The sequence below is a fragment of the Terriglobus sp. genome, assembly GCF_965201105.1.
In the GTDB taxonomy this organism is placed as follows: domain Bacteria; phylum Acidobacteriota; class Terriglobia; order Terriglobales; family Acidobacteriaceae; genus Terriglobus.
The window spans coordinates 3,414,136-3,431,401 of the sequence record NZ_OZ241741.1 but is presented as its reverse complement, the minus strand read 5'-3'; the positions used below and the strand labels follow the sequence as shown (position 1 = coordinate 3,431,401).

Below are 17,266 nucleotides of genomic sequence, written 5' to 3'. Positions count from 1 at the left end.
CGCTAGGGCCGGTCTGATGAATTACGGTATGACTGAAAACTTGTCATTTCGACCGAAGCAGGACAGCTTCATCGTCCTGCGTAGTGGAGAACCTGCATTTCTGTCGATACCCACTGGAATATTGTCTGCGTAAGAAGCATTCATCTGAGACTACCTACTCCGCCCCTTGCGAAACGAACCAGTTCCACGTGGAAGCAAGCCCCGCCCGCAACGACGTCTCGGCCTTCCAGCCCAGGGCAGACTCTGTTTGCGACAGCAGAGGCTCGTAGGAAAAGATCTCTCCCTTTTTATACGGGAGAGCCCCGAAGCGGATCAGCCCCTTGCGTCCGCTGATCTCCTCGATCAGCGAAAGGCACTGCTTCACCGTAACGACCTCGCCGGAACCCAAATTGTAGGACCGGCCATTCGTTTCCGCGCGCACCAGCGCCGTCAGCAAACCCTCCGCCACGTCAGAAACGTGAATGAAGTCGCGGGTCTGTCTGCCTTCTGTCACGTCAATAGGACGGTTGGCGCGCAAGGCATCCATGATCTGCGGAATCAGCATGCGCGGGGACTGGAACGGACCATAAGCCACCGTCGGACGAAGCACCGTCACCGGCAGCTCAAAGGCGCGGTAAAACATCTTCGCGTAGGAGGTCGTGGCGGCCTTGCTCGCCCCGTACGGTGATGGCGGGTCCGGGATCGTCGAGTCGTCGAAGGGACCGGTCACCGGCCCGAACTCCTCACCCGAACCCATCAGGATCATCCGCCGGACCTTTGTCTCGATGCAGGCCTCCATCAGCGCGATGGAGGGCAGCAGGTTGCGGCGCAACGTCGATTCGATCGCGCGAACGGTGCGTTCCGTCGTGATCTCCGCGTACAGGTGGATCACGTAATCGGGCCGCAACGCAGCCACCAGCTTTGCAATCTGCATCGGGTCATCGAACACGGACAGCTCGGGGCCGGAAAGCAGGGTCCTGCCCCGGTCCGCGTGAACCCGGTCTGCATGGACGCGATCCACCACAGCAACGCCGTGGGCACCCACCCGATCGAGCGCATCCATCACATGCCGGCCGATGAAGCCCGTGGCTCCGGTCACGACCACACGTGCACCGCTCAACTCCGCAAGAGCATGCGTACTCGAAGTCGGCTTGGGGTTGGCGTCGAACCTGGGCATCGGAGCGCGCCTACGCGGACACATGCTGCGCCGGAGCAACCTGCGCACTCACGTCGAGCGCGTGTATTGCCAACGGCAGGCTGATCGCTCCCGCGGCCAAGGCAAGCAGCAGGAACAAACGCAACGGCGTGGTCCAGAAGCCGAGAAGGTTCAGCGGTGAAAGCAGAACCGCGCAGGGCACCACAAACAGCAGCATGTGACGCACGCCCCAGACGGCGCGGCCCGATCGAACCTCCGTCACCAGAAAATATCCCAACAGCAGGACTGGCAGATACAAAGCGCAAAGCGTGTAATCCGCTGACGAGGGAGGCAGTAGCGTCAAGCCGATGCTTGCACCCAGCACCTGATTCACGGCCGGCTTCCTGCGCAGCCCCCACACCATCACTACCCCGATCACAAGCGCGATCACGGCATAGATCAAGGGAAACACGACAGGCGTCGGTGTCCCAATCACCTTGTCCGGGTCGATATGCGCATGTGTCGACGCCCACCGTAAATACAACACCCTGATGCAATCCAGAATGCCATGCGCGTACTGCTGCTCATATGGCCAGCGGAAGGTCTTGATGTACTGGTGCGTATACAGAAGAACACCGTATTGCAGGCCTTGGTACGCGCGTATCACGCCGGGTCCAAGCGCGGCCAATCCGCACAGCACCAGCGTCACGGCAACGCCAACACTCAGCATCGCCGCGCGGTACTGCCGGCGCGCCAGGAACAACAGCAGCAAAATCGCCGGAAACGGCTTGATGCTCATCGCCATCGCCAGAACGATCGCTGCCGCCATATAGCGGCGGCTTAGGAACAGGCACAGGGCCGCCGTAACCACGGCCCACACAATCCCTTCCAGGTTCGCGCGATACACCACAAAGCTCATCGGATAGCTGGCCGCGAGTGCCAGCAACGCCAGCATCTCTTCCCATCGGAAAAGCCGCCGCCGCACCAGCAGCACGCCTGACGCAATCAGCAGCAACGCGAACGCGCCAACCACCAGCACCGTAAAGGTCGCCACCGGGTGCGGCGCACGCAGCAGCACGTGGTACACAAACGCCGCTGGCGCCAGATAGTTGAATACCGGAGAGCCCCTGCCCACAAACGCCGCCCCGCGCTCCAGGTGCAGCATCTTTTCCCTGTAGTTCCACAGATCCGCCCACCGGTCGAACGGTGCCATCCACGGAAAATTCGTCAGGTGTGGATTATGAAAGTACCAGGCCCAACTTTCCCCAGTCAGGCACAGAAGCACGCACGCAAACGCAACGATCGCGAAACGGTCTGAAAAGCCCCGCCGTCTCTGCTGCACTTGAATGTGGTCCATGGCCGTCAATCCATCCTACACAGCACATGCAGCCTTCACCGAAACGCTTCCGCTGCTTCGACCGGCGTAGCGCCGCCTCGCACGCTGCATCGTATCCTTGCAGTTGAGGACACCATGGACACACCAAACACCGCGCGGCGCACCGAAGACATCGCACTCGACCTGCTGAAGTTCATCGCATCGACCACCAATGTGGTCAAAGGCAGTGGCAGCGGCACGCCCGGTTTCTCCGCCGCAAGCGTCGCCAAGCCCGACGACCAGGTCGGACAGTTGCTCGTCCTGTACACGCGTTGCCGCAAGGCAGTCGAAGACGCGCTGTAGCAGGCTCGAGGCACAGACCGGTGTCGCGCCCGCGTGAAGTGGCCGCCCCGCTGTTCGGCGAAACATCTGCCGGTGGGGCGCAGCAGACACGTTGGACCGGGCAGGACGCGGTTGAGCAGAAACGTCTGTCAGCAATGCACCGTCTGCTGCTGGAAGCCTCCGGCCAGCCCGCGCCGCGTGAGGTGTGGGACCCGCTTACCCAGCTGATCTACTCGCTGTGCAGCTCCCGCACCAAGACACCGGAATCGCACGCCACCCTGCGCGCCCTGCGTGAGCGCTACAGCGGATGGCCCACGGGGCCGAACAGTTGGGACGAGGTGCACTGGGAGCGCCTGCGCGACGCCCCTGTTCCAGAAATCGAAGAGACGATTCACCTCGCCACCTTCGCCGATCGCAAAGCACCGCAACTCAAAGCCACATTGCAGCAGATCACCACGCGCACCGGTGCGCTCTCGCTGGCGTTCCTGGCGGTGTACCGAACGGAAAAGATCCGCGCGTGGCTTGAACAGTTCCCCGGCATCGGATCGCAGGTCAGCGCCGCCATTGTGAACTTCTCGTCACTGCGCCGCCCCGTCATCAGCGTCGATGGCCACCACCAGCGGGTCTCCATCCGCATGGGCTTCGCGCCTGAGCGCAGTACGCCGTGGCAAGTCGAGCAGGCCCTGATGCGCATCGTTCCAACAGACTGGAACGCGGTCACGATGGACGATCACCACCAGCTTGTGAAGCTGCTCGGCCAGACCCGCTGCACACCCAATCAGCCCACCTGTTTCCTCTGCCCGCTAGTCGAACTCTGCCCGACCGGCCGTGAGAACATCCGGAACTACCCGGCCGTGCTGCAGTCAAACTACTGAACGGCGTGAGGTCGCTAAAAATTCATACATCTAGGCGTGACCTCCTATGCCGGCACCGCCCCCTCTCGGCCCTGACCACGTCCGAAACGCTCCCGAGGGATACCGATAGTTACGCTGCAGCCGCTGCGACAAAGCCGTCACAACCGCTGATCGGCGTCACCTTCAGGTGCAGGCCCGAATGCTTGGGATGGCCGCATTCATCGATCAACACCACATCCGCCTGCCGGCTGGTCACAATGCTCACCAGCGCGTCATTCTTCGCATGGTTCTCGCCAAAGTGGCCGCACAGCCCGCACTGGCCATCATGAATCGCCTGCATGGTAACCCTCCGTCATTCATTGAGACGGGCGTTTTGCTGCGCTGTGTTGCTCACTCGCAGACTTATCCTTGAACTCCTGTCCCAACACGAAAACTTTATAAATCACAGCAAGACCGCTCGGCGTTTGCTCCCCGCAACTATGACCGTTCGACTCCCACTTACGACCCGGTAAGTAAGACATCTATAACTCCGAACTGACACGAATAACGCCACACTCAAACCGGCACAGCGTCCGGCATTCGCAACCGGACAAATCCATCGGTGGAGAGAGTCATTCAGAACAAATCCGAACCGGAGCGTGTGGCCAACGACAGCAATGTTTGCATCCGCCTCACAAATGCTGCATGGAATCTTTCGTCCACTGGCAACACGCCACCGCAACCCGCCGTCCCATCCCGTGTCTTCTTGTGTGTCGTTGCTCTTACGAGAAGGGCAGGAAAGGAACATCGCATGAATAACAAAGGACGCGTAATCACTGCGCTGCTCGCCGGGGCTCTTTTGGTGCCGGCAATCTCCATGGCCCAGTACGGCCGTGATGGATACGGGGCTGGCCCCCAGTACAACAATGGCTACGGACAGCCCGGACAGGGTGGCTGGGATGCGCCGCCGAATGACTTCCGCCAGGACATACAACGCCAGGGTTGGCACGACGGTCTGGACGGTGCCCGCAAAGATGCTGAGAATCGCCGGCAGCCCAACGTACTGAACCGGGATGAATACCGCAACTATCGCGGACCGGCGCGTCGCGCCTACCGTTCTGCCTTTCAACGTGGCTACAGCGCATTCTGGTCGCACCAGGGCGGCCCGGGTCGGCGCTACTAAACCGATCTCACCCAATGTGACGAAAGCCCGCTCGATACGAGCGGGCTTCTTTATGAACAGAAGCAGAACAGCTCAGACGAACACCTTTGCTTCGCTTGGGGGGGCATGCTCCGGCCGTTCCAACGGGGAATGCGCGTAGTACATGTCACTAATGGTCTTCAACAGGCGCTGCGTCAGTTCATCGGCGTTCTTCGTGGTCATGCCTGTGGTTTCCATCGCCTCGCCCACAATCAACAGCAGCGGCCGCGGCGACAGCGCGTACGCGTGCATGGGCAACAGTTCATACGTGCCGATCAACGCCATCGGCACCAGCGGCACCTGCGCCTTGATCGCCATAAACGCCGCGCCCGACAGGAACTGCCGCACGTGCCCATCGCTGGACCGGCTGCCGTCCGGGAAAAGAAGCACGGGCATGCCGTCCTTCAGCGTCTTTACCCCGCGCGTCAAACCTGCAATCTGCGACCGAAGGCTCGACTGATCGATGGGCACCTGGCCCGACCGTGTCAGGTGCCAGCCCACGGCCGGGTATTTGAACAGGTAGTGGTTCGCCAGGATGCGGAACTGAAACGGCAGCGTTCCAAACAGCGCCGGCGTGTCCATATAGCTCAGGTGGTTGCACGCGTATACGGCCGCACCGCCGCGCTGCAGTCGCTCCGGATGCACGACCGTCAGGCGCGACCCGGCCAACAAGAGCGTGCCTTTGGCCCAGATCTGCGCCACGTGGTGCTGCTGGCGCCCGAACTTGTCCCAGAACGAGCAGAGCAGCGAAACGCCGCCGCACAGCAGTGTCCACACTGCCATGATCGGCATCAGGATCAGGTACGTCGCCCACTTCCAGAACGCGGAGGGCTCCCGCCGCGTCATGGGTGGCAGGTCACGTTCTGAAACGTCCTGGACTGCTGGTTGACTCACGCATACTCCTTTGCGGCATTGGCGGCCGTATCGGCCAGCATCGCCTGTTTCCATTCGGCCACAAGATAAACCGAACCTGCCACAATCACCGAGCCGCCGTTGGAACTGCCCACCGCGGCGTAAGCGGTTGTCACGTCCGGCAGCACCTGCACGGCATCGTTGGTTACGTTGCCATGCGGCAGCACCGGCGCGTCCGCGCACCCACTTGCAATGGCGGCCAGCCGGTCAACACTCGCGGCGCGGGGCGAGCGCACAGGTGCCAGCAGAACGCGGTCGCCCGGTTCATCGAAAAGCGGAAAAAGCACCTGCGCCATCTCTTCCAGTGCCTTGTCTCCAAGCCCGCTGAAGATCAGCGTATGCGGCGCGGGCAGGGTGCTGTCAGCAAAGGCGCGCGACAGGTACGACCGCAGCGTCCACACGCCGGCTGGATTGTGCGCCACATCCAGCACCAGAGCGGCACCGCCGGGCAGGGTCAATCGCTCCAGCCGGCCAGGCCAGCGCACCTCGCGGATACCGCGCTCAACCGCGGCAGCGGTAATGCGTTCAAACCCGCCGCGCACGGCCAGCCACTCCGCCGTGGCCAGCGCCAGGGCCAGGTTGCGGCGCTGGTGCTCGCCCGCAAGCTGGGGCGTTAGCGCTAACGTTGCTCCAAATGCCGGAACCTCATAGCTGCCGCCCACGGCTTCTCGCGGCGATGGCTGCGGCAGGTAGGCCGCGGCGTTCACGCCGGTCACGTCCAGCGCCACGGCTCGCTCGCCAATGGAGGCGTTCGCTTCCGGGTGCTGTGGCAGCGTGATAAGCGTGCCGCCGGGCCGCAGAATGCCGGCTTTTTCCCTCGCGATTTCCGTAATGGTCTCGCCCAGCCACTCCTGGTGGTCCAGCGCTATGTCCGTGATCACGCTGCACAGCGGCTCGACGATGTTGGTCGCGTCCAGACGTCCACCCAGCCCCACCTCAAGCACGGCGATCTCGACCTTCGCGCCTTCAAACGCATGAAAAGCGACAGCGGTCACTGTCTCAAAAAAGCTGGGCATCTGCGGCAGTTCGCCGCGCTCGACCAGGTTCCGCGCTGCAGTGTCCACGGCGGTAATGCTGCGGGTAAACTCCTCATCCGCAATCGGTTGCAGCGAGTTGCCGGGCCGCGCCGGATCGCTGATCTGCACTCGTTCGTTGACCCGCAGCAGGTGTGGCGAGGTGTAAAGCCCGGTACGGTACCCGCTTGCCGCCAGCATGCTCGCCAGCGTGGCCGCGGTCGATCCTTTGCCGTTCGTTCCCGCGATCAGCACAGACGGGAACTTCGCCTGCGGGTCGCCCAGTGACCGCGCCAGCACACGCATGTGCTCCAGCTCAAACTTGCGCCGCGTGCCAGCCAGTTCCGCACCGGCGGTGGCAAGTGACTGAATCGCTTCCTGATAGGTCATGCGAACTCGATTGTAGCCAGCCGGCCGGTATCTTGGGCACGTCCACGCCCAGGGTTACGGGCACACTCCGCCCAGAGTGGCATAGTCGCTTAACGAATGCGTTGTATCGTCAAACTTGGCGCAAATGTTAGGCTGTATCCCCCAAAGGTGGTACATGCCGCTACTTACGTGATTCGTAACATGGAACCAGCCAAGGCAAGCCCCATGACTTGCCTGGCAGGCCCGCACCATGCTTTACGCGGGACCTTCGTCTAAAAGGATGTTCCATGCACGATTTGATTGTTGGCCTTGCGTTCCTCGGTATGCTCGTTCTCCCTTCCATCTTTGCAATGCGCACCAGCGCAAAGAGTGAAGAGCTGAACTAACCCTGTTCCTGCTGGTGTTTCGCTGCCAGCAGCAGGCGCGCCCCTTTTCCCAGGACACCAAAACTGTCACTGCGACCCGCAAAATAGCGGGCGTTGATTGCGATCCCGTCCAGGTCTTGCAGCACACTCCAACCGGAGTCCCCCAACTCCCTTCCTATCTGCTCGGGCGAGAAGAACTGCTGAAACGGTTCCCCTGCCTGCGCCACACGTGCGCTCAGCGAGTCCAGCGCCAACTGTTCGTTCGGCGGCAGCATGGCCCTCGGCAGGCCGTAGTCCAGCACCAGCTTGCCAGAGCCCGGCAGCGCACCCAGCACCTCCAACGTCGACCGCATCGCGGCACCGGTCAGATACGGCACCACGCCCAGCCAGGCAAACACTGCTCCGGCCCGTCCGTCGAAGCCAGCCGCAACAAGCCGGTCCAGGAGGCTGTCCCGCTCAAAATCGACCGGAACGTACCGACAGGTGTCCGGCCGCGGAATTCCGTTTTGCTGCAGCAGTGCGCGCTTCCACTCCTGCGTCGCGGGATGGTCCACCTCAAACACGCGCACATCGGGGTATGGATTGCGGTACGCAAACGTGTCCAGGCCCGCGCCCAGCAGAACATGCTGCGTCCCGCCTGACGCCACAGCCTCGTGCAACATATCTTCCGCGAAGCAGGAGCGCGCCACGACAAAGGCCCGCAACGAACGCGAGTAGGGCCGCTTCGGCGCGCGCAGTTGATTCAGTTCCAGCTTGTCCGCTGTCATGCCCAGAATGCGTAACGCGAGCGGGTCACGAAAGACGACCGGGTCGTCAAAAACCTGGTGTGCCGCGCGGCGCAGCGCAACGCGGTAGGCGGTCCGGGATGGCGTGGCTTCGATCAGAGGGCTCCGTTGCGAGAATACGGTGCCGTGGCGTGAGCGTCGCGACAGGACCGCTGCGCCGGTATACTGAGGGTTGATGCAAACGAAGAAAACGCCTCAAAACAGGGCACTAACTCACCTTCAGTACCACCCCTACGATCTTGGCGAAGGCCGCCGCATTCGATCGACGACCGTTCTGTGCGTCCGTCGCAACGGCAAGGTGGTCATGGCGGCCGACGGCCAGGTGACCATGGGCTCGGCCGTGATGAAGACGGGCGCGAAGAAGCTGCGCCGGCTTTATAACGACAAGGTGCTCGCCGGCTTTGCCGGTTCCACCGCCGATGCTTTTTCACTCTTCAGCCGGTTTGAAAGCAAGCTGGAGCAGTACGCCGGCAACCTGCCGCGCGCCGCGGTCGAACTCGCGAAGGACTGGCGCACCGATAAGCTGCTGCGGCAACTCGACGCGCTTCTGCTGGTCGCGGACACGCAACATATTTTCCTGCTGGGCGGCAACGGCGACGTGATCGAGCCCGACACCACCGGCGAAGGCCCGAACAGCGGCGCCATCATGACCATCGGCTCCGGCGGCTCCTTCGCCCAGGCCGCCGCGCAGGCTCTGCTCGAAAACACAGACCTGCCGGCCCGCGCCATCGTCGAGAAAGCCATGAAAATCGCCGCCGAAATCTGCATCTACACCAACGCGAACTTCGTCATCGAGGAGTTGTAAAAATATGAGCTTCAGAGCATACTCGGGGAGTCGAACAGACGTTGTATGAAGTAGAGTTCACGGATGAGTTTCGAGATTGGTACGAAGCCCTGAGCGCACCGGAGCAGAAAAGCTGCGTTCATGTGATCGAACTGCTGATGCAACGGGGTCCTGAACTCGGCCGTCCACATGCAGACACGTTGAAGGGTGCTCGTTTCACAAACTTGAAGGAACTGCGGGTGCAACATGCAGGTAACGCATACCGCATCTTCTTCGCGTTTGACCGTCGCCGGGTGGCACTGTTGTTGTTAGGAGGTATCAAGGTGGATGGCAGGTTTTATAAGGATCTACTGCCACGCGCTGAAGAGCTCTTCGCGAATCATCTGCTTGCCCTGCTGGAGGAAGATACACGTGGCTCATAAGTGGTCGGAACTGAAGCACAAGTTTTCCGCTGAGGAGATGTCTGAAGTCAAGGCTCAAGCTGTGGCAACGCTCGAGAAGATGCAATTGCACGAACTTCGTAAACTGCGTCGCCACACGCAGAAAGAGTTATCCAGCGCAACCGGCATCGCACAAAGTGAAATCTCGCGCATCGAAACGCGGACAAATCTCTCACTGAACACGCTTGACGCGTATGTGCGTGGATTGGGCGGTCATCTGGAAGTTCGCGCAATTTTTCCGGAACAAACCATTGCGATCGACGTCTCGCATGGGCAGGCTTCCTCACCCGAAGAAAGCAAAGCAGCATAAGCATGGCTATTTATCTTCCCGGCACAGCCGAGGACCAGTCCGTTTCGCTTGAACAGCTCACGCCGCGAGAGATCGTGGCGGAGCTGGATAAGTATGTGATCGGCCAGCAGGCCGCCAAGCGCGCGGTTGCGATCGCGTTGCGCAACCGGCACCGCCGGCAGAAGCTCGCGCCCGAGATCGCCGACGAGATCATGCCCAAGAACATCATCATGATCGGCGCCACCGGCGTGGGTAAAACGGAGATCGCGCGCCGTCTTGCCAAGCTGACGAACTCGCCCTTTCTAAAGGTCGAGGCAAGCAAGTTCACGGAGGTCGGGTACGTGGGCCGCGACGTGGAATCGATCGTGCGCGACCTGGTTGAAACCGCGATCGAGATGGTGCGCGAAGAAAAGCTGGAGGAGGTCGAAGACAAGGCTGAGCTGAGCGCAGAAGAGCGCATCCTCGACCTGCTGCTGCCTGCGCCGGTTACTGCGAATGCCAAGCCGTCGGGCACGCCTGTCCAGGTGATTACCATGCAGGCGCCGAAGGACGTGGAAGTGCTCGACTTGAGCAAGCTTGACCTGTCGAAGGCGCTGCAGGCTGCGCAAGAGCAAGCTCAGTCACAAGCCCAGCAGCAACCGGAGCCGGCACCTGAGCCCGCGCCCGATGCCGCAGCCCTGGAGCGCGCCCGTGAAAAGCTCCGCGCGCAGTTTCGCGAAGGCAAGCTGGACGAACGCGTCGTCGAAATCGAAGCCCGCGACCGCAACGCGCCCAACATCGAAATTGTCGGCGTGGGTGCGAGTGAAGATTCAGATGTAAGCCTGAAGGACATCCTGCCCGGGCTCTTCGGGCCGCGTTCGCGCAAGAAAAAGATGAAGGTCTCCGAGGCATTCGAGTACCTGATCGAGGAAGAGGAATCGCGCCTGATCGACATGGACCAGGTCACGCGCACCGCGATCGACCGTGTCGAAGAGTCGGGCATCGTCTTCCTGGATGAGATCGATAAGATCGCCGGCCGCGAGGGTGGCCACGGCCCTGACGTGTCGCGCGAGGGCGTGCAGCGGGACATTCTGCCGATCGTCGAGGGCACGACCGTCAACACGAAGTACGGCTTTGTTTCGACCGACCACATCCTGTTCATCGCGGCGGGCGCGTTTCACGTCTCGAAACCGAGCGACCTGATCCCGGAGCTGCAGGGGCGGTTTCCGATCCGCGTGGAGCTGCAGTCGCTCACGGTCGAGGACTTTCTTCGCATTCTGACGGAGCCGAAGTCTTCGCTGGTCAAGCAATCCATCGCGCTGTTGGAAACCGAGGGACTGAAGCTCGAATTTCAGCCGGATGCGCTGGAAGAAATGGCGAGTTTTGCTTTCCGCGTCAACGAAACGACGGAAAACATCGGCGCGCGGCGCTTGCACACCATCATGGAGCGCGTGCTGGACGAGATCAGTTTCCAGGCGCCGGACCTGGTCAAGCAGGCGCAGGCTGCGGAGAAGGACGGTCCGCCGCGAGAGGGCGTTATCGCCCAGGTGGAAGCAAGCACTGTGCCGCCGAAGACGGGCGAAACCGCGCCAGTGGGCTCACCGTTGCCTGTGGTCCTGCGACGCAACGGCGATGCGGTGGAGCGCGTGGTGGCCGTGGACGCCGAATATGTGCGTCAGCAGGTCGCCAGCATTGTGAAGAACGAGGATCTGAGCCGCTACATTCTTTAGCGGCTCAGGTTTCGCGACGAGAATTGTTCCACGTGGAACAGTCCACAGGGCCCGTGTCAGAATTTGTGAGTCCGGCGCAAGCAGATCATGGAGAATTGCCGCCGAGGTGATGGATGTGTCACCTCGGCGGCTAAAGCCGCGGACTTGCCAGCGATGTTCTCGTCTACCTCGGCGGCTAAAGCCGCAGCCGGTTGATGTTTCGCTCTCTACCTCGGCGGCTAAAGCCGCGGACTTGCCGGCGATGTTTCGACTACCTCGGCAGCTGAAACCGAAGACCTGCCAGTGGTGGCTGTCAATCTCTGCGGCTTAGCTAGCCCAGCGACGCTACGAGAGCACGGGTAGCTGGATCGTGGTGCCGACCGGGATGTTGTTCGCGTCAGCGTGGTTGGCCTGCGCCACCTGTGGGTACTTGTTTGCATTGCCATAGAAGCGCTGGCAGATGGCGCTGAGCGTGTCGCCGTGCTTGATAGTGTAGGGCTGCTCATCCGGTCCGGTTTGCGCCATTTGGATTTCGAAGTCGGAATAGCTCGGATCGACCTGTTTGATGGTGTCCCAAACGCGGTTCACGACGACCTTGGACGGCACCTCGCACTTGAGTACGAGCTTATCGCCGTTCATGAAAATACCATCCATCTTGGATCCAACATCACTAAAGCCGGTGAGCACCTGTCCGACCTTTGCGTACTTCTGTTCCAACGCTGCCTGATCTGCCACTGCGTATCCTCCCCGATCGATGCGTCGACCGTTCTCCTGCTTCGATGCGAGAGCCGCGACGAACGCTGGCGAGATGCTCAGAATCTTGTGTGGCCGCAAAGCCGCCGGGAACGAGCCGCCGTGCCCAGAAGGCTCGCGGCTCCAGCAGCCCTGCCACATCTTCGGTCAGGAGCCGAAATGCCCTCGGCTATCGCTCTGCGACGCGATGCTGTGCCTCCATTGCGCGCGCACGCACGGCGGCTTCATACAGGTTCAGACGCGAGTACATGCCAAAGGCCGACCCGTCATCCAGAAAGCCGCCGTCCGGACCTTCCGTGGCGGTCAGCAGGTCGTCGGCCTGCTTCAACGTCAGCGACGGGTACGCCACCGTCAGCAGGTATCCCGCCTCCGGCGCAAGGCGGCTCACATCTTCGGTGGTTTGCGCGGTGGCGGCGAAGACCACGGGCAGGGTATAGGTCTGCGTCGCCGCGTAGGCTTGGCTGTTCATCGTGGCGTCGTTGAAGCGGCCAATGTCCATGCCCGCGCAGGCCTGCACGGTGTCTCCGCAGTTCGATGCCAGCACGGTTTGCAGCTCACGCCGCGCGACGGCAACCGCGGCGCGGAAGTCGTGGATGGATGTTGCGTCTGCAGTGTGCCGATCTGAATGCCCATTGGGGTGCCGGTCTGAATGCCCATTGGGGTGCCGGTCTGAATGCCGGTCTGAATGCCGGTCTGGGGGGCGATTTGGGTGCTGACTTGGGTGGCGCTCTGGGTGCCGGTCCAGGTAGGCCGGGTCGTTGGCCAAGAGGTGTGCCATGTCATAGAGGGCGGTGGCGCGGCCGCCCAGCACATCCATGGCGTAATGCGCGCCGACAAGAATGCGGCTGCTGCCGTACTCCGCGCCTCGCACAATCATCTCGGGATAGCGGTCGGGCACGAGCACGCCCAGCAGCAGGGCGCCGGTGAAGCCATAGGTGGTGTGCCCGCTCGGGTAGGAGGGACTCTCCGTCAGGTCCATCCCCGGGCCGCGCTGGTAGGACACACTGGTGGACAACTTGTTGGTGTAATCGCGCCCTGAAATTTCGACCGTCCTGGTCAAGGTCTGGAACGGACGCGAATCGCCGAAGGGATCGGCGTTGGGGCTGCCCGCCGGCAAGTGGTAGGCGCGGCCAAACGGGTCGGCCTCGCCGTGCATGGTGGTCATGATCGCCTGCAGGTTTGCAGGGGCGGGGTGTCGGCCATTTGTGGTCAGGTTCGCGAACAGGTATTTGCCTGCGTTGGAGTCGTTGCCGCTTAGGGATAGCGCGTAGGCAATCAGCTTCTCTGTTCCGGGCGAGACGTTCAGCGAATGCCCATGCGCGTCGTCGTGCGCGCGCGCCACATAGGCCGCGCCCAGCGTGGACCCGAGGCCGTCGGCGAGTTGTGCCACGTTGTTCCAGGTGATGGAGGCATCGCGCAGGGCCTGCTGTTGTTGCTGTTCAAAGGTCAGCGGCGAAGGCAGACGCGTGGTCCCGGTTTGGATCGCGCCCGTCACGTCATAGTTCGCCTGCAACGCGGCGCGGCCCTGCTCTGTTTGGGAGAGCACGGTTACGGTCGCCAGCCCTTTCAGCACGGCGACGTTCGCTGTGGATTGGCTGAACGCTTCGGCTCCGCAAAGCACAAGCAGGAGCATCAGGCTGCTTCGAGAGTTCATCATCCATCCTGCCGCGATCGTTGTGGCTGCGCGCATGCGTCCAGACTAAATCGCGTTCTCCAAAAGCGGACCCGGGCTTGCGGAAACACCGGGTGAACAGGAGCGCGGCAACATGGCGGCGTGGCACATGTGCGCGTCAGGAAAGGTATGCTGGCGATAGCCTATGCAGCACAGCGACGTTCAAGCAGCAGAAGGTACCGGCACGACCCCTGCTGTGCAGCGGCAGGCGTGGTTGCGCCGCGTGCTGTGGCTGGTGATCGTGTTGCTGGTGCCGGTGGCGTGGTTCAGCATGCAGCACGACCCGTATGCGATCGATGGCGATGCGGTGGCGTACATGGACATTGCCGACCTGATCCGAACGCACCAGTGGGCGGGCGTGGTCAACGCTTACTGGCATCCGCTGTACCCGGCAATGCTGCTGGTGGGGCAATGGATGTTTCATCCCACTCGCGCTACGGAGCTGTATGCGTACTACCGCGTGAACTTTTTCATTTTTTTGTTTGAGGCTGCGGCGGTGCTGGCGTTCACGACGTCGGTGTGCCGTCTGCGCGATGCTGCATGGCTGGGCCGCGAAGCCCCGCTCGCGCAAACCAGCGAACAGAACCAGGGCAGCGCGTTCGTGCTCTCTTGCGACGGTTTACGGCTGCTGGGGCTGGGCTTGCTGGTCATTGCATCGCAGCGCGAACTGACCCTGGGCAAAGTGCGGCCCGACGCTCTGCTGCAGGCGCTGCTACTGTTCGCATTCAGCGCGATGCTTACGCTCTGCCGGCCGGCGCTGCACTCTCAAGCCAAGTCTTTCGGGATTTCCGAGCGATGGCGGTGTGCCGCGGCAGCGCTGATGGGTGTGGCGCTCGGCTTTGCATACCTGACGAAGAGCTTCGCGTTGGTGGTGTCGCTGCTTGCGATCGGTGGCGTTGCGCTGGTGCAGTGGCTGGTGCTGCGGCGTCGTTTGGCACAGGTGGCCGTGCTTGCGGCGCTGGCGACGGTGTGCTTTGCCGCGATTGCCGGGCCGTATGTCGCCGCGCTTTCCCATCAGAAGCACCGGCTCGACTTTGGCGATTCAGGGTCGCTGAACTATGCGTGGTACGTGGGGCAGACGGAGAAGTTTCACCTGGAGCCGTGGCAGACGGAACGCTTCGGCAGTTCCGATGTCCACCTCCTGCATCCGGAGCGTCAGATCCTCGCATCGCCGGGCGTGTACAGCTACAAGGCGCTGCGCTATGGAACGCTGCCGGTCTGGTTCGACGCGAGCTTTTTCAATGAGCGCATCGTCACGCATTTGCGCGTGGGGCAACTGGCAAAGCGCGACGCCCGCAATCTGGTGCTGATGGTTCGCTATCTCCTGAACCATCCGGAGGCGTGGCTGCTGCTCGGCTTGCTGCTGTTTTTGGGCGCGCGTCTTCGGTTGCGTGGTGCAAGCTTTGCATCGCAAAGCTTTCTGCTGTTGCCGGCTGCACTCGGCATCCTGATGTGGTGCATCTACGGATTGGTCAACGTGGAAGAGCGCTACGTGACGGTGGCTTACCTTGCCATGGTGCTTCCACTGTTTGCCGCTCTGCGTGGCGAGGCCGCGACGTCTGACAACGCGGCCTCGCCACCGGGGTTTGCATGGCGCACGCAGGCAACGGCGGCTTCGGCCTGCGTTGCGTTGCTGTGCCTGCTCGCGCTGGGTGAGTCGGCGCGCACCGCAGCGGAGTTGCGCCGTGAGCAATCGATTCGTGGCTTCAGCCGTGGTTGGCAGGACTCGCCGATGTTTGACGTGGGTGCCAGCCTGCGAGAGTCGGGCGTGCCGCAGGGCAGCGACATTGCCTGCATCGGCACCATTGCGTGCCTGAACGACCCCTACTGGATGCGGCTTGCGGGCGTGCGCACCACGACGGAGGTCTTCCTCAACCACGACCAGGTGGCGCAGGCATTAAGCGCGCTGCCGAATCGCGGCGAGGTGTACCAGGCGGTGCAGCGTGAGGGTGCGCCCGTGCTGGTCGGCCACTTCGATCCGGCAGACCTGCTTACCTCGCCCCTGGCACATGAAGGTTGGCAGCGGCTGGGCCGCACGGGATTTTACGCGCTACCGTTGAAGGGAGAGCCCGCGTCACGCCCCATGGAGTCAGAACGGTGAGCAACGATTTGCAAGGCCGCGTGGACGTGCAGGTCGCGCAACAGGCATACGCGCCCGGCGAGGTCGAACTGACCGTGGTCATGCCGTGCCTGAACGAGGCGGAAACGCTGGCCATCTGCGTTGACAAAGCGCGTGCGGCGCTGCAGGACAACGGCATCGCCGGCGAGGTGGTGGTGGCGGATAACGGCTCCACGGACGGCTCGCAGAAGATCGCCGCCGAGCACGGCGCGCGTGTGGTCCCGGTGCCCATGCGAGGCTATGGCGCCGCGCTGAATGCGGGCATCACGGCGGCGCGTGGCCGCTACATTCTGATGGCCGACGCGGACGACAGCTATAACTTCGCGCACATCCCGCGGTTTCTGGCGGAGCTGCGCGCCGGCAACGACCTGGTCATGGGCAACCGGTTCCAGGGCGGCATTGGCCCGGGCGCCATGCCGCCGCTGCACCGGTACGTCGGCAATCCGGTGCTTAGCTTTTTGGGCCGGTTGCTGTTTCGCGCGCCGATCGGGGACTTCCATTGCGGCATTCGCGCCTTCAGCCGGACGGCTTATGCTGCGTGGGATCTGCGCACGACCGGCATGGAATTCGCCAGCGAGATGGTGGTGAAGGCATCGCTGCTGGGGCAGCGTATCGCCGAGGTGCCGACGACCCTGCAGAAGGACGGCCGGTCGCGTCCGCCGCACCTGAAAACGTGGCGCGACGGCTGGCGGCACCTGCGCTTTCTGCTGATGTACTCGCCGCGCTGGCTGTTCCTGGCGCCGGGCCTGCTACTGATGTTGGTGGGCAGCGCGCTGACCGCCTGGCTGCTGCCGGCGGAGCGCCCGCTGGGGCACGTGAACCTGGGGGTAGACACGCTGGCGTACGCGGCGGCGGCCATCCTGCTTGGCTTCCAATTGGTCTTTTTCGGCGTTGCGGCCAAGGTGTTCGCGACGACCGAGGGCCTGCTGCCGGAGGACGCGAGTTTCAATCGTTGGTTCCGCTACATCACACTGGAAACCGGCTTGCTGGTGGGGGCGCTGCTGCTGCTGACCGGCATCGGCATCGCGGTATCGTCGGTGGTCGGCTGGGCGCACACCGGGTACGGCCCCATGCCGCCGGTCACGATGATGCGGCACACGCTTCCGTCCATGCTGTGCCTAATGCTGGGTGCCGAGGTTTGCTTTGCGAGCTTTTTCCTGAGCCTGCTGGGTCTGCGGCGTCGCTGAAGTGGATCTGCCGGGTGGGTTTTACTCGCGCAGCCGCCCCGCGGATCAGCGAACGTCGAACTCGACGCCCAGCACGATGCCATCG

General features: G+C 62.4%; 17 protein-coding genes. 9 read left to right on the top strand and 8 right to left on the bottom strand.

All coding sequences use genetic code 11. The annotated features are described in order from the left end of the window. Positions 1–154 precede the first annotated feature (154 nt). Both ACOFKT_RS15170 and ACOFKT_RS15165 read right to left on the bottom strand, forming a co-directional pair. A complete protein-coding gene (locus ACOFKT_RS15170) occupies positions 155–1,156 on the bottom strand; it encodes an NAD-dependent epimerase/dehydratase family protein (protein ID WP_419804824.1) in 1,002 nt (333 codons plus the stop codon). Between the two features lie 10 nt (positions 1,157–1,166). Continuing rightward, entirely contained in the window at positions 1,167–2,471 is a 1,305-nt protein-coding gene (locus ACOFKT_RS15165; protein ID WP_419804823.1) for a glycosyltransferase family 87 protein, read from the bottom strand. A gap of 114 nt (positions 2,472–2,585) precedes the next feature. On the opposite strand from ACOFKT_RS15165, the gene ACOFKT_RS15160 reads away from it, so the two are divergent. After that, complete coding sequence (locus ACOFKT_RS15160; RefSeq protein WP_419804822.1) at positions 2,586–2,792, top strand: hypothetical protein; 207 nt, start codon at positions 2,586–2,588, stop codon at positions 2,790–2,792. A 20-nt stretch (positions 2,793–2,812) separates the two neighbouring features. Beyond that, the gene (locus tag ACOFKT_RS15155; RefSeq protein ID WP_419804821.1) at positions 2,813–3,646 is read left to right on the top strand and encodes an endonuclease III domain-containing protein; all 834 of its coding nucleotides are present in this window, start codon (positions 2,813–2,815) and stop codon (positions 3,644–3,646) included. Positions 3,647–3,755: 109 nt separating this feature from the next. Here the strand turns inward: ACOFKT_RS15155 and ACOFKT_RS15150 are convergent, their stop codons facing one another. Next, the gene (locus tag ACOFKT_RS15150; protein WP_419804820.1) at positions 3,756–3,965 is read right to left on the bottom strand and encodes a hypothetical protein; all 210 of its coding nucleotides are present in this window, start codon (positions 3,963–3,965) and stop codon (positions 3,756–3,758) included. Positions 3,966–4,415: 450 nt separating this feature from the next. Between ACOFKT_RS15150 and ACOFKT_RS15145 the strand changes: the two genes are divergently transcribed. Beyond that, entirely contained in the window at positions 4,416–4,787 is a 372-nt protein-coding gene (locus ACOFKT_RS15145) for a hypothetical protein (protein ID WP_419804819.1), read from the top strand. Between the two features lie 72 nt (positions 4,788–4,859). On the opposite strand, the gene ACOFKT_RS15140 is transcribed toward ACOFKT_RS15145, so the two are convergent. The 3 genes from ACOFKT_RS15140 to ACOFKT_RS15130 form a co-directional block, all read right to left on the bottom strand. Further along, positions 4,860–5,699 carry a lysophospholipid acyltransferase family protein gene (locus tag ACOFKT_RS15140; protein WP_419804818.1) on the bottom strand — a complete coding sequence of 280 codons (840 nt, stop codon included), beginning with the start codon at positions 5,697–5,699 and terminating at the stop codon, positions 4,860–4,862. Beyond that, positions 5,696–7,120: a bifunctional folylpolyglutamate synthase/dihydrofolate synthase gene (locus ACOFKT_RS15135; protein ID WP_419804817.1), complete on the bottom strand. Its 1,425-nt coding sequence runs from the start codon at positions 7,118–7,120 to the stop codon at positions 5,696–5,698. Before ACOFKT_RS15135 ends, ACOFKT_RS15140 begins: the two co-directional genes overlap by 4 nt. Positions 7,121–7,481: 361 nt before the next feature. Continuing rightward, positions 7,482–8,345 carry a class I SAM-dependent methyltransferase gene (locus tag ACOFKT_RS15130; protein WP_419807179.1) on the bottom strand — a complete coding sequence of 288 codons (864 nt, stop codon included), beginning with the start codon at positions 8,343–8,345 and terminating at the stop codon, positions 7,482–7,484. A 79-nt stretch (positions 8,346–8,424) separates the two neighbouring features. Here ACOFKT_RS15130 and hslV point away from each other — a divergent pair, with 79 nt between their 5' ends. The 4 genes from hslV (at position 8,425) to hslU (ending at position 11,471) form a co-directional block, all read left to right on the top strand. Further along, positions 8,425–9,054: an ATP-dependent protease subunit HslV gene (gene hslV / locus ACOFKT_RS15125; RefSeq protein WP_419804816.1), complete on the top strand. Its 630-nt coding sequence runs from the start codon at positions 8,425–8,427 to the stop codon at positions 9,052–9,054. 41 nt (positions 9,055–9,095) lie between these two features. After that, complete coding sequence (locus tag ACOFKT_RS15120) at positions 9,096–9,455, top strand: type II toxin-antitoxin system RelE/ParE family toxin (protein ID WP_419804815.1); 360 nt, start codon at positions 9,096–9,098, stop codon at positions 9,453–9,455. A gap of 61 nt (positions 9,456–9,516) precedes the next feature. Continuing rightward, positions 9,517–9,783 (top strand): helix-turn-helix domain-containing protein, encoded by a 267-nt coding sequence (locus ACOFKT_RS15115; protein WP_419804814.1) that lies wholly within the window; start codon positions 9,517–9,519, stop codon positions 9,781–9,783. Positions 9,784–9,785: 2 nt separating this feature from the next. Beyond that, complete coding sequence (gene hslU, locus ACOFKT_RS15110; protein ID WP_419804813.1) at positions 9,786–11,471, top strand: ATP-dependent protease ATPase subunit HslU; 1,686 nt, start codon at positions 9,786–9,788, stop codon at positions 11,469–11,471. 324 nt (positions 11,472–11,795) lie between these two features. Here the strand turns inward: hslU and ACOFKT_RS15105 are convergent, their stop codons facing one another. After that, entirely contained in the window at positions 11,796–12,185 is a 390-nt protein-coding gene (locus tag ACOFKT_RS15105; RefSeq protein ID WP_419804812.1) for a LysM peptidoglycan-binding domain-containing protein, read from the bottom strand. A 187-nt stretch (positions 12,186–12,372) separates the two neighbouring features. Next, the gene (locus tag ACOFKT_RS15100; RefSeq protein WP_419804811.1) at positions 12,373–13,893 is read right to left on the bottom strand and encodes a phosphatase PAP2 family protein; all 1,521 of its coding nucleotides are present in this window, start codon (positions 13,891–13,893) and stop codon (positions 12,373–12,375) included. Between the two features lie 127 nt (positions 13,894–14,020). Between ACOFKT_RS15100 and ACOFKT_RS15095 the strand changes: the two genes are divergently transcribed. After that, a complete protein-coding gene (locus ACOFKT_RS15095; protein ID WP_419804810.1) occupies positions 14,021–15,976 on the top strand; it encodes a hypothetical protein in 1,956 nt (651 codons plus the stop codon). Further along, positions 15,973–17,181, top strand: a complete 1,209-nt coding sequence (locus tag ACOFKT_RS15090; protein WP_419804809.1) for a glycosyltransferase family 2 protein — start codon at positions 15,973–15,975, stop codon at positions 17,179–17,181. The genes ACOFKT_RS15095 and ACOFKT_RS15090 overlap by 4 nt, the downstream gene beginning before the upstream one ends. The last annotated feature ends 85 nt before the right edge of the window (positions 17,182–17,266 follow it).

Coding starts and splice junctions, on each gene's coding strand:
- ACOFKT_RS15170 (WP_419804824.1), bottom strand. CDS start 1,156: ATGCCCAGGTTCGACGCCAACCCCAAGCCGACTTCGAGTACGCATGCT.
- ACOFKT_RS15165 (WP_419804823.1), bottom strand. CDS start 2,471: ATGGACCACATTCAAGTGCAGCAGAGACGGCGGGGCTTTTCAGACCGT.
- ACOFKT_RS15160 (WP_419804822.1), top strand. CDS start 2,586: ATGGACACACCAAACACCGCGCGGCGCACCGAAGACATCGCACTCGAC.
- ACOFKT_RS15150 (WP_419804820.1), bottom strand. CDS start 3,965: ATGCAGGCGATTCATGATGGCCAGTGCGGGCTGTGCGGCCACTTTGGC.
- ACOFKT_RS15145 (WP_419804819.1), top strand. CDS start 4,416: ATGAATAACAAAGGACGCGTAATCACTGCGCTGCTCGCCGGGGCTCTT.
- ACOFKT_RS15135 (WP_419804817.1), bottom strand. CDS start 7,120: ATGACCTATCAGGAAGCGATTCAGTCACTTGCCACCGCCGGTGCGGAA.
- hslV (WP_419804816.1), top strand. CDS start 8,425: ATGCAAACGAAGAAAACGCCTCAAAACAGGGCACTAACTCACCTTCAG.
- hslU (WP_419804813.1), top strand. CDS start 9,786: ATGGCTATTTATCTTCCCGGCACAGCCGAGGACCAGTCCGTTTCGCTT.
- ACOFKT_RS15100 (WP_419804811.1), bottom strand. CDS start 13,893: ATGCGCGCAGCCACAACGATCGCGGCAGGATGGATGATGAACTCTCGA.
- ACOFKT_RS15095 (WP_419804810.1), top strand. CDS start 14,021: ATGCAGCACAGCGACGTTCAAGCAGCAGAAGGTACCGGCACGACCCCT.